This window comes from Vibrio sp. 10N.261.51.A3 (assembly GCF_041471965.1).
In the GTDB taxonomy this organism is placed as follows: Bacteria; Pseudomonadota; Gammaproteobacteria; order Enterobacterales; family Vibrionaceae; genus Vibrio; species Vibrio crassostreae_C.
Map to the genome: position 1 here is coordinate 23098 of NZ_JBFRPK010000005.1, position 12771 is coordinate 35868.

Genomic DNA, 12771 nt, shown 5'->3' on the forward strand with positions numbered 1-12771 from the left:
TATCTCGTATCTCGTATCTCGTAGAAGCATAAAAAAGCCCCAACACGAATGTCGAGGCTAAAGTATCTTTATTTATGTTCTAGCTGAGTATCCGCTGCGTGCTACTCTTCGTTGTTTTCAGCAAACTTAGATGGTGACATGCCAAAGTGGTGCTTAAACCTTTGACTGAAATAGGAAGGGTCATTGAACCCCGAATCAAACGCCACATCAGAGATCTTCTCTCCAGCGAGTAAGCGCTCACACGCATGCTCTAGACGTACTTCATTCAAGTGCTCTTTGAAGGTCTTGTTGTAAGCCGATTTAAAGCGTCTCTGTAAGCTTCTCTCAGACATAAACAAATACTTAGCGGCAGTTGCAGTACTGAACTCGGCATCAGCGTAGTTTTCACTCACAAGCTGCGACACTCTGTTCTTCCACTCTTGTTCCGCTGTCAGTTTTTGTTGCTCTGGTGTTGAGGCGGCAAGCTTAATGGTTTCAATCTGTTCAATTGTGCTGGCTTCAAGATTGTCGAGTACTTGATACTCAATTGGCCACGAAAGCTGAACCTTATTTTGAGACTCCGAAACAAAGGCATTAAGCTCACCACCGCTCTGATTCATCAATAGCGGCAGCTTTTCGATGTTAAGGTCGGTCGACTTTCCGGTATTGTCACCCATGCTTGATGCCAGTTTAGGGAAAGGCATCCCATGATCTCGAATGGTCACAACAAGATGCTCCTTAACCTCTTCAACCAGAACCACCATACTCTGCGACTTAAAGTTTCTCTTGATGATGCTCGCAACCAAGCTATTGAAGATAATATCGAGATTAAAATACAGCAACGAGACATATCGTTGTTTTGTTTCGACTTTAATATCCAGTTCAATACCGGCTTTGGTTAAGTCATCCTGCCAAGCTTTGAGTACCACCTCTAAGATTAAAATTATATCGTAACAAACTTGCCCTTCTCCTTGAGGCGTATTACTCAATTGAGCTAAGCCATTTTTCAAGGTTAGAATCGGCGACTTCCCGAGCTCGTCATTCCAATTCGGGAGCATCGCAGCAATATGATTCACTTCAGAAGAGAGTTCATTGGCAGTGTGAGACACAAGCGCATTCTTCACGGATAGCTGCTTTTTAAGCTGTTGATTAGTGGCGAGTAATATCCGGCTTTGGTGCCTCAATTGGTCTGTCTTCAGTGCAACTTGCGCTTTTAAGTGCCGGTTGGCAAAAGTGACATAACGCGAACGCCAAAAGACTAAGATAGTCACAACGCCAATCAGTAATATCAGAGAGCTTGCTGCAGCCCAATTGGTCAGATACCAAGGCTCCGCAATCGAGAAGCTTTGATTGGTTGACACAAAGCGATAATGGGAGCCTTTAACCGGCTTCACTTCAAGTGTGTAATCCCCTGGAAGAAGATGATCGAGCGTTAACAAGCCCCCTTCAAACTCACTCCAAGGTTCATCGTCGCTCAGTCGGTATTCCATCGCAGGTGCGAACGTTGCTGGTAAGATACCTAGCTTAAACCCCATCGATGAACCATAAGGAATCTCATCCAGCTCTGCCGTTTTCCCGCCAAGTGATACCGTTTGTTGGTCGACACTTATCTTACTCAACAAGGCACGGCTATGAGGTGTAGTTGATACCAGTAACTCGTTAGATAACGCGCTGACTACACCATACTTTGAGCCGAAAACAAGCCTCGAAGGTTGGCTATCTTGACTGTAAAAAAGAGCACACGCTCCTGCCGCCAGTTCATTGGTGATCAAACCAAATGGCGAACCTATGTGTTTATGCAGTTGCCCATCCAATCCGTAATAACTGATGCCTTTCGAAGAGCCTAACCAAACACCATTGTCATCGCTTATCAGGCAGTTGGGGCTAATATTGTCTTCAACAAGAGTGATTTCTTGAATAATAGAGCTGTCATCCGGGATTCGATACACGCCATAACTGCTCGCAAACCACTGCGCTCCATCCTTCGCTTTTTCAATATCGACGACTTTGCCAAACCGTTCGCTGGAACGACTAAAGCTAATTCGTTTATCAATGAACGAGTAGAAGCCATGATCCGTTCCTATATAGATGCGACCTAGCAAGCCTACATTGAGAGCGGTGATCTTCGCAGGCAAGAACTTGTCGACTAACCAGTCAGTGCCATAACTCGTCAGTTTCATGGTTTCGATAGATAACGAATAGAGGTTTTGCCCAGAGGTCATCCAAAGAACGTTATCGGCTTGAAGCGCAAGGTTTTCAACACGCACTCCCTCAATTGGCCTCGGTAAATCAAGGGCTTCGGGTTGTAGTGTTTCCGTATTTAGACTGATGATACCTTGTTCGGTCGCCAACCAAATGGAAGAGCCAAAGATCTCAAAATCATTAACAGGGTTAGAGTAAACACGAATTGGGTTCTCTTCACTTTCAGAATCAACCAAGTAGAGCCCCATTGAAGACGCGACCCAAGATAACTGGTCACTGACAGGCAGTACTTTATTGATCACCACACTACTCGAATGCATGCCCATTACAGTTAGGGGTGTTCTCGAGAAGGTTTTGCTGAACAGTGAGAAGTATCGGATACCGTTGTTTGTCGCAACCCACATACCACCAGCATGATCGTTTATCAACGAATATATTTTCTCACCCGGTAACGAGAAGTCTTGACTAGCGGCTTGTTCGAATCGAGTAATTTGTCCCGTAATAAAGTTGTAGCTAATAAGGCCGTGCTCTGTACCAATCCAATACTGGTCCGAAGTTTCGGCCAACGAGAGAACATGCGACCCTTTAACGATGGTCTCTTTGTCTGGGTTCGCGAGATCAACAATCACAGCACCATTTAAAGTACCGATCACTAACTCACGTCGAGCATTCGAAAAATAAACCGTCTCAATATGGTTTTTGTCTGATGCGGTGACATGGGTAAACTCTTGATTCTCTGAAAGGTAAACGCCAGAACTGGTCGCTAGCACCCACTTTGATAGTACCCACTCAGCGTCGTTAATCGCAATGTCACTGCTGTTATTGTATCGGTACAGTTTAAGTAGAGAGTAGGTGTTGAATTCTAAAGATTGAGTGTTGTAGGTATAGAAATTACTGCCGTCAGTAACCCAAATATAATCGCCTGATGCACCGATATTCGCTATTTCAGCGCCGGGACTTAGGCTAAACGCCAATTCGTTGCCAATTCCAGGGTTATGTCGATAGACCTCATTGTCGAAAAATGTCCAAAACTCATCGTTCAGAAAGGCGACTCTTTCCGAAGAAAATTGCAGTAAGCTTCCCTTGCGAGGGAATAGAGTTCGACCATCGTAAAAGAGTACTTTTCCATGCACATCATGAACCCAGAGCCCACCTCCGGCACCTAAATACAAGTTTTTAGCCGCAAGGAAATTCCCTTGCGCTTGAACGGGCAAAGGATAGAAAACGGAGGGCGAGGTATTTACCGCTAGAACGCTAAATGAAATGCTCATTAACATGAACATTTTGAAGATAATTCGATACAACTCTTAATCCTGAACAGCAACAACACATGAAATTTTGGGTACCACAACGTCTTATCGTTGCTAAACCAAAAACTGAGTTTTTTTGTGCTTATTATTATCTTTCCATTTTAGCGGAAATTAGAAAAGGAGAAAGGAGGTTTGTTATTTGTTAGGAGGTTTTATCTTAGCGGTCACGAAAATGCCGCAAAAAGCGGCATGATTCATAAATTAACGAGAGCAAAGTAGAGTAAAGAATACTCGTTTATGACTTACTTCTCGTCTAAGCAACTTGTATAGCTATCTGTAAGTTGCTGAAGAAAATCGAAATAGCTTCCACTCTTCACTTCAACTGTTGAACCGATAGGGTCAAGCTGACCTTGTTTTGCGTTACTTCCGCGCGTCACTGATTCAATCACAGCAGGAGTGAATTGAGGCTCAGAAAACACACATTGAACGTTTTCACGTACTATCGTTTTCTTAATAGCGATCAGGCTTTTTGCACCCGGCTTACGCTCTGGGCTCACCGTAAAGTGACCTAAGTTATTTAGCTCAAACTCTTGCTCAAAGTAACCATACGCGTCATGAAAAACGTAGTAACCTTTGTCTTTCACGGGTGCAAGTTGCTCTCGAATAGACTGTTGCTTCTCTTTCAATGCAATCAGAAATGAATCGAGATTCTCTTGGTACGCCATTGCGTTGTCTGGATCAGATTCAATCAACTTAGCTGAGATGTATTTTGCAGCTACTTCAACTTGCTCGATACCTAACCAAAAATGCGGGTCATGGCTACCGTGGTGGTGCCCTTCATGTGCATCGTGGTCATGCTCTTCGTGTCCGAACTCTCGCAAGTTGATTCCGGGAATATCACTGATCTTGATAACATTTTCTTTTGAACCAATCACCTTAGTCAGAAAGGCTTCTAGGTCAGGGCCGAACCAGATGACCATATCGGCACTATGAACTTTTTTGACATCCGATGGCTTAAGCGCATAATCATGCGGCGAAGCATTGCTGTTCATCAACACATCCGGCTCACTAACGCCTTGCGTTAATTCTGTCACAATCATTTGAATTGGTTTAAAGCTTGTTAGAATAGTATTGGCACTTGCGACACTTGGCGCTAAAAGCAAAGTAGCAAGTATAAAAGATGAACGTGACATAATCCCTCGATAATAGAAAAGTAGCTTAGGCTTGAGGTAAATGTTACATTATAACATTAGCGAATTGCAAATGAGTTCTATTCATGGATAACTTAATCCAACTAGATTCTGTGAGCGTCGAATTTGACGGTCGAAAAGTTCTAGACAACATCTCTCTAAATTTAGAGCGCGGCAGAATCACCACCCTGATTGGGCCAAACGGTGCAGGAAAGTCGACATTAGTAAAAGTGGTACTGGGTTTACAGACCAAATTTTCAGGCACAATAACAAAAGCTAAAAAACTGAAAATTGGCTATGTACCACAAAAATTAAAGCTCAATGATTCCCTACCGCTCAACGTAGAGCGTTTTCTAAAACTCACTGGCAATTTCAGTCAGCAAGAGAGCCTTGAAGCATTGAAGCTTGTTGGTGCTGAACATCTGCAGAAGAGTAACATGCACCAGCTATCTGGCGGAGAAAACCAACGTGTGCTCATTGCTCGTTCATTGCTAAGAAGACCAGATCTACTGGTTCTCGATGAACCGGCTCAAGGCGTCGACGTTCAAGGGCAAATAGACCTGTATGACTTGATTGACACCATTCGCCACCGCTTTGGTTGTGCCGTATTTATGGTTTCACACGATCTGCATTTAGTGATGGCAAAAACAGACGATGTTATCTGTTTACACCACCACATCTGTTGCTCAGGCGCACCTGCAGACATCAAACACCATCCTTCGTATATTGCGCTCTTTGGCACCGCGACCCAAGAGACGCTAGCGTTTTATCATCACCAACACGAACATCACCATCATGATCTCGCAGGCCAGCCTGTCGAAGGCGACGTGCATGAATGTTCAAACCATAAACACGGACACCACTAATGCTTGAGTTTCTTCTTCCCTCTATTTTGGCGGGTTTGGGTATTGCACTAATTGCAGGCCCACTAGGTTCATTCGTGGTGTGGCGTAAGATGGCTTACTTTGGTGACACGCTTGCTCACGCTTCTTTGATGGGCTTAGCACTTGGCTTTCTGTTCAACATTAACTTGTATTTCGCGCTGCTGATTTGTTGTTTGATGCTGGCCGTGTTGCTAGTGACTTTACAAAAACAAAAGCTGGTCGCGACCGATACCCTACTCGGTATTTTGGCGCACAGTGCGCTATCACTTGGTTTGGTTGCTGTCAGTTTCTTAGATAACGTTCGTGTTGACCTGATGAGTTATTTATTTGGTGACTTGCTTGCGGTATCGCCGACTGACTTGGTGTTTATCTATGGGGGCGCTGCTGTGATTGGATTGGTGCTTGCTATCTTTTGGCGACCGCTACTATCAACGACGGTTAACGAAGATCTCGCGGCGGTTGATGGCATCAACATTGATTTAATGCGTCTGATTCTGATGCTATTGGTCGGTATCGTGATTGCTGTCGGTATGAAGTTTGTTGGTGCGTTAATCATGACATCGCTACTGATTATTCCTGCAGCAACGGCAAGGAAGTTCTCGAGCACACCTGAGCAGATGGCCTTCCTTGCATCAATTATTGGCTCTATCGCTGTATTCGGTGGATTAAGCTTGTCTTGGTTCTATGATACGCCTGCTGGCCCGTCTGTGGTTATCAGTGCGGCAGCAATGTTTATGCTATCTCAAATGGTTAGAAGTCGAGCTTAGCACTTAGCACTTAGCACTTAGCACTTAGCAGTACGATCTCGTATCTCGAAAACATAAAAAAAGGCTTGGTCAGTGACCAAGCCTTTTTAATATCGTTTCAATTAACTTCTATCTCAATCGATAAAAGCCAGCTGATTACCAACCCGTGATTTCACGTAGGCCTTTACCGATGTCAGCAAGAGACTTAACAGTCTTAACGCCTGCTGCTTCTAGTGCTGCGAATTTATCTTCAGCAGTACCTTTACCGCCAGAGATGATTGCGCCTGCGTGGCCCATACGTTTGCCCGGAGGAGCAGTAACACCAGCGATGTAAGATACAACTGGCTTAGTTACGTTTGCTTTGATGAAATCAGCCGCTTCTTCTTCCGCAGTACCACCGATTTCACCAATCATTACGATTGCTTCAGTTTCTGGGTCTTCTTGGAAAAGTTTCAAGATATCAATGAAGTTTGAACCTGGGATAGGGTCACCACCGATACCAACACATGTAGACTGACCAAAGCCTTCATCTGTTGTTTGCTTAACTGCTTCGTATGTCAGAGTACCGCTGCGAGATACGATACCTACTTTACCCTTCTTGTGGATGTGACCAGGCATGATACCAATCTTACACTCGTCTGGAGTGATAAGACCTGGACAGTTAGGACCGATCATGCGAACGCCAGTTTCTTCTAGCTTCACTTTAACGTCGATCATATCTGTTGTAGGGATACCTTCAGTGATCGTTACGATCAGTTCGATACCTGCATCAATCGCTTCTAGGATTGCATCTTTACAGAAAGGAGCTGGTACGTAGATAACTGTTGCTGTTGCGCCAGTTACTTCTACCGCTTCACGTACTGTGTTGAATACTGGAAGGCCTAGGTGAGTTTGACCACCTTTACCAGGTGAAACACCACCAACCATTTGCGTACCGTATGCGATAGCTTGGTCTGAGTGGAATGTACCTTGACCGCCAGTGAAACCCTGACAGATTACTTTAGTGTCTTTGTTAATTAATACAGACATTATTTAGCCTCCGCAGCAGCAACAACTTTCTGAGCAGCATCTGTTAGAGATTCAGCTGCAATGATATCAACATCAGAATTAGCAAGTACTTCGCGACCTAGGTCTGCGTTTGTACCTTCTAGACGAACAACTACAGGAACTGTTACGCCGACTTCTTTAACTGCACCGATAATACCTTCAGCGATCATGTCACAACGAACGATGCCACCGAAAATGTTTACGAGTACTGCTTTAACATTGTCATCAGAAAGGATGATCTTGAATGCTTCAGCTACACGTTCTTTTGTCGCGCCGCCGCCTACATCAAGGAAGTTTGCTGGCTTGCCGCCGTGTAGGTTTACGATATCCATCGTACCCATCGCAAGGCCTGCACCGTTAACCATACAGCCAACGTTACCATCTAGTGCTACGTAGTTCAGTTCCCACTGTGCTGCGTGTGCTTCGCGCTCATCTTCTTGAGATGGATCGTGCATTTCACGTAGTTTAGGCTGACGGTACATCGCGTTTGAGTCGATGTTGATCTTGCCGTCTAGACAAAGCAGGTTGCCTTCGCCAGTAATTACAAGCGGGTTGATTTCTAGTAGAGCTAGGTCGTACTGAGAGAACATTTGACCAAGACCCATGAAGATCTTAACGAACTGTTTGATTTGATCGCCAACTAGACCAAGTTTGAACGCCAGTTCACGGCCTTGGTAAGCTTGAGGGCCTACTAGAGGATCGATCGCTGATTGGTGAATCAACTCTGGAGTTTCTTCAGCGATTTTCTCAATGTCCACACCGCCTTCAGTTGACGCCATGAATACAATTTTACGCGTTGCGCGGTCAACAACAGCACCTAGGTAAAGTTCGTTAGCAATGTTTGATGCTTCTTCAACTAGGATCTTAGTTACAGGCTGACCATTAGCGTCTGTTTGGTAAGTCACTAGGTTTTTACCTAGCCACTTTTGTGCAAACTCTTTAACGCCTTCTTTGGTGTCATGTAGCTCTACGCCGCCCGCTTTACCGCGGCCACCAGCGTGTACTTGACACTTAACGACTTTCTTGGCTGTACTGATACGACCTGCAGCTTCGAAAGCTTCTTGTGCAGTATCACATGCGAAACCTTCTGGTACAGGCAAACCGAATTCTGCAAACAGCTGTTTGGCTTGGTATTCATGCAAATTCATTTTGATATTCCGTTTATTTTCCCTTAAGGGATTATTATTTCCATAACGACACAGTTTCCTGTGTTACGTCTGTAGGGTCTTCTCAAAACAACTGCTGTCCATTTTCTAATGGCTTTACAGTTCAATTGAAGGCCAGACGTTGAGCAGCCTAGCCTTTGAAACTTTTTACGTCTAGCTAACGGGGTTAACTAGACGTTTTAGCGATACTAAACGTCTAATAGCAGACGTGCAGGATCTTCTAGAAGCTCTTTGATGGTCACTAGGAAGCCAACTGATTCACGGCCATCGATTAGACGGTGGTCGTAAGAAAGCGCTAGGTACATCATTGGTAGAATCTCTACCTTGCCATCAACAGCCATTGGACGGTCTTGGATTTTGTGCATACCCAAAATTGCCGCTTGAGGCGGGTTGATGATTGGCGTAGACATTAGAGAACCAAATACACCACCGTTTGTGATAGTGAAGTTGCCGCCCATCAGTTCATCAACCGTTAGCTTGCCGTCACGACCTTTGATTGCTAGCTCTTTGATGCCTTTTTCGATATCAGCGAAACCTAGTGTGTCACAGTCTTTGAGTACTGGAGTCACTAGACCACGTGGCGTAGATACCGCCATGCTGATGTCGAAGTAGTTGTGGTAAACGATATCTGTACCATCAATAGAAGCGTTCACTTCTGGGAAACGCTTCAGTGCTTCTGTTACTGCTTTCACGTAGAAAGACATGAAGCCAAGACGCGTATCGTGACGTTTCTCGAATTGGTCTTTGTACTGCTTACGAAGGTCCATGATTGGCTTCATGTTCACTTCGTTGAAAGTAGTCAGCATTGCTGTGCTGTTTTTCGCTTCTAGAAGACGGTTTGCAACTGTCTTACGCAGGCGAGTCATAGGCACGCGTTTTTGGCTGCGAGCCGCTGCTGGCGCTTCAACTGCTGGTGCAGATGCTGCTGCCGGAGCCGCTTTCGCTGCTGCTAGGTGTGCGTCGATGTCTTCACGAGTAATACGACCACCAACACCAGTGCCTTTAACGTCAGCTGGTTGTAGGTTGTGCTCAGCAAGCAGGCGACGAACAGCTGGGCTTAGTGCGTCGTTGTTCTCTTCTGTTAGCGCAGCTTTATGGCGCTTATCAGGAGATGCTTCTGTATCTTCAGTGGTGTCTTTCGTTGGTTCACCAGCGACAGCACCCGGCTTGATTTTAGCCAAAAGCTGCTTAGAAAGTACCGTAGCACCCTCTTCTTCGATGATAGCTTCCAGAACACCCGCTTCAGGAGCCGGTACTTCTAGAACTACTTTATCTGTTTCGATATCTACAATGACTTCATCACGTGCAACCGCTTCGCCCGGTTTTTTGTGCCAAGTAGCAACTGTTGCATCAGCCACAGATTCAGGTAAATCTGGAACCAGAATTTCAATTGTCATGTGCGTATTTTCCTTTTACTTCTAGTTCTTAAGTAGGGTCAAAGCGTCGTCAACTAACGCTTTTTGTTGTTTCAAGTGTACTGACATATAGCCAACAGCTGGTGATGCTGATGCAGGACGACCTGCGTATTGAATATCAGCACCTACTGGGATAGCAGCTCGGAAATTATGTTGGCTACTGTACCAAGCACCTTGGTTTTGTGGCTCTTCTTGACACCAAACGTAATCGACTACATTTGTGTACTGTGCGATGGCAGCTCTCACGTCCTCATAAGGGAACGGGTAAAGTTGCTCAATACGTACAATAGCGACATCGTCTTGCTCGTTCTTACGTCTTTGGTCAAGCAGGTCAAAGTAAACCTTACCTGAACAGAACACGACGCGTTTTACGTTCTCAGGCGCCAGATCATCAATTTCTGCGATAGCTGGTTGGAACGTGCCTTCTGCCAAATCTTCAAGAGAAGAAGTACACAGAGGGTGACGAAGCAATGACTTAGGTGACATTACAATCAGTGGACGACGCATTGGTCGAACAACCTGACGGCGAATCATGTGGTAAACCTGAGCTGGTGTTGAAGGAACAACAACCTGCATGTTTTGTTCAGCACATAACTGAAGGTAACGCTCAAGACGTGCAGAAGAGTGCTCCGGGCCTTGGCCTTCATAACCGTGAGGAAGCAGCATAGTTAGACCACATAGACGTGCCCACTTTTGCTCACCTGATGAAATGAATTGGTCGATAACAACTTGTGCACCGTTTGCGAAGTCACCAAATTGAGCTTCCCAAAGGGTTAGACCGCTTGGCTCTGCTGTCGCGTAACCATACTCAAATGCGAGTACCGCTTCTTCAGATAACACAGAGTCAAACACTTGGAATGGCCCTTGTTTATCATGAATGTTCGCAAGAGGAACATACGTGCTTGCATCTGATTGATTGTGCAGTACTGAGTGACGGTGGAAGAACGTACCACGACCTGAATCTTGGCCTGAGATACGAATACGCTTACCGTCGTCAACAAGTGTTGCGTATGCCAGAGTTTCAGCCATACCCCAATCGACTTGTTTCTCACCATTCACCATGGCAGTACGATCGTTGTACAGTTTATTTACTCGGCTTTGCAGCTTGTGGCTGTCCGGGTATTGACAAAGTTTGGTACCAAGCTCTTTCAGACGCTCGATATCAATTTTGTTGTCCCATTCAATGTTCCAGTCGTGACCAAGGTATGGAGACCAGTCAACAGAATGAAGTGCCATTGGGCGCCACTCTTTAACCACAACTTCACCGTGATCAAGTGCATCACGATACTCGTTAACGAGTTGGGTTGCCGTATCAATACCAAACTCACCGCGCTCCATCAGTACGTCAGCATACAGCTTACGTGGTGTTGGGTGCTTCTTGATTTTTTGGTACATCAAAGGCTGTGTTGCATTCGGCTCATCGGCTTCATTGTGACCGTGGCGACGGTAACAAACCAAATCAATAACAACATCACGCTTAAACGTATTACGGTAATCCAATGCAAGACGCGCAACAAACGCAACCGCTTCTGGATCATCAGAGTTAACGTGGAAAATCGGAGCCTGAACCATCTTCGCGATATCGGTACAGTACATCGTAGAGCGTGTATCGCGAGGGTTAGACGTTGTAAAACCAACTTGGTTGTTTACAACGATACGAACCGTACCACCTACACAGAAACCACGAGCTTGAGACATGTTAAACGTCTCTTGTACTACACCCTGACCAGCGATAGCTGAGTCACCGTGGATAGTAATTGGAAGTACACGGCTACCATCATTATCACCAAGGCGATCTTGACGTGCACGTACTGAACCGATAACTACCGGGTTTACGATTTCTAAGTGAGATGGGTTAAATGCTAGTGCTAAGTGAACGTTGCCGCCTGGCGTTGCGAAGTCCGCAGAGAAGCCTTGGTGGTATTTCACATCACCAGTACCCCACGTGTCATCGTGCTTGCCCGCAAACTCGTCAAACAGGTCTTGTGGCTTTTTACCAAGCACGTTGACCAACATGTTTAGACGACCACGGTGAGCCATACCAACAACAACTTCACGCATGCCTTGTCCGCCAGCATGACGAATAATTTCTTTCGTCATTGGGATAAGAGCATCACCACCTTCCAACGAGAAGCGTTTTGCGCCTGGGAATTTCGCACCAAGATAGCGCTCAAGACCTTCAGCAGCAGTTAGCTCTTCTAGGAAAGCTTGCTTTTCTTCTTTGTTGAAAGAGGGCTGACCAGATACAGACTCTAAACGTTGTTGGATCCAACGCTTTTGCTCTGTATTTGTCATGTGCATGTATTCAGCACCAATAGAGCCACAATACGTTTGCTTTAGAGATTTGTAGAGATCTTTAAGCACCATCGTCTCTTGGCCAATGGCGTAAGAGCCGACGTTGAACGTCTCATTGAGGTCATCTTCGGTAAGAGTGTGGAAAGAAGGGTCCAGTTCATCAACTGTCGCTCTTTTCCATAAACCTAGGGGGTCTAGATTTGCTGCTTGATGCCCTCGGAATCGATAGGCATTAATAAGTTGCAGAACCTTTACTTGTTTCGCATCGACATCTGGATCACTAACTTGGACACTGTAATGCTTTGTTTCTTGAGCGAGTCGACGGAAGTATTCACGAACACGAGAGTGTGGTTGTTCCACTGTCTCTGAAGCTTGCACAGGCAGTTCTTCAAAAACACTTCTCCATTCGTCACTTACCGAATCTGGGTCACTTAGATACAGTTCATAGAGTTCTTCTACGTACGTTGCATTGGCGCCAGCCAAGTGTGAAGACTCGAGCCATGCCTTCATCACGCCGTTGTGCATATTTTCCCTTAACCAGTAGTTTTCACGTTTGCTGCGGTCTATGCCGAGCTATTAAAAGGCCGCCCCAAAACT

Annotated in this window: 8 protein-coding genes; 2 read left to right on the top strand and 6 right to left on the bottom strand. The window is 45.4% G+C overall.

Features of this window, described 5'->3' with window-relative positions; all coding sequences use genetic code 11:
- Positions 1-101: 101 nt before the first annotated feature.
- Positions 102-3464 carry a helix-turn-helix domain-containing protein gene (locus tag AB4371_RS01750; RefSeq protein WP_372148781.1) on the bottom strand — a complete coding sequence of 1121 codons (3363 nt, stop codon included), beginning with the start codon at positions 3462-3464 and terminating at the stop codon, positions 102-104.
- A gap of 269 nt (positions 3465-3733) precedes the next feature.
- Positions 3734-4624, bottom strand: coding sequence for a zinc ABC transporter substrate-binding protein ZnuA (gene znuA / locus AB4371_RS01755; protein ID WP_017067380.1), 891 nt, complete (start codon positions 4622-4624; stop codon positions 3734-3736).
- An 83-nt stretch (positions 4625-4707) separates the two neighbouring features.
- Between znuA and znuC the strand changes: the two genes are divergently transcribed.
- Positions 4708-5487 (top strand): zinc ABC transporter ATP-binding protein ZnuC, encoded by a 780-nt coding sequence (gene znuC, locus AB4371_RS01760; RefSeq protein ID WP_372148734.1) that lies wholly within the window; start codon positions 4708-4710, stop codon positions 5485-5487.
- Positions 5487-6272 (top strand): zinc ABC transporter permease subunit ZnuB, encoded by a 786-nt coding sequence (znuB, locus tag AB4371_RS01765; protein ID WP_372148737.1) that lies wholly within the window; start codon positions 5487-5489, stop codon positions 6270-6272. Before znuC ends, znuB begins: the two co-directional genes overlap by 1 nt.
- A gap of 135 nt (positions 6273-6407) precedes the next feature.
- Here the strand turns inward: znuB and sucD are convergent, their stop codons facing one another.
- The 4 genes from sucD to sucA all read right to left on the bottom strand — a co-directional run bounded on the left by sucD (position 6408) and on the right by sucA (position 12699).
- Entirely contained in the window at positions 6408-7280 is an 873-nt protein-coding gene (sucD, locus tag AB4371_RS01770; RefSeq protein WP_017061945.1) for a succinate--CoA ligase subunit alpha, read from the bottom strand.
- Entirely contained in the window at positions 7280-8446 is a 1167-nt protein-coding gene (sucC, locus tag AB4371_RS01775) for an ADP-forming succinate--CoA ligase subunit beta (protein ID WP_010436793.1), read from the bottom strand. The genes sucD and sucC overlap by 1 nt, the downstream gene beginning before the upstream one ends.
- Before the next feature lie 206 nt (positions 8447-8652).
- The gene (gene odhB / locus AB4371_RS01780; RefSeq protein WP_017056410.1) at positions 8653-9861 is read right to left on the bottom strand and encodes a 2-oxoglutarate dehydrogenase complex dihydrolipoyllysine-residue succinyltransferase; all 1209 of its coding nucleotides are present in this window, start codon (positions 9859-9861) and stop codon (positions 8653-8655) included.
- Between the two features lie 21 nt (positions 9862-9882).
- Positions 9883-12699: a 2-oxoglutarate dehydrogenase E1 component gene (gene sucA / locus AB4371_RS01785; protein WP_017061946.1), complete on the bottom strand. Its 2817-nt coding sequence runs from the start codon at positions 12697-12699 to the stop codon at positions 9883-9885.
- Positions 12700-12771 lie beyond the last annotated feature (72 nt).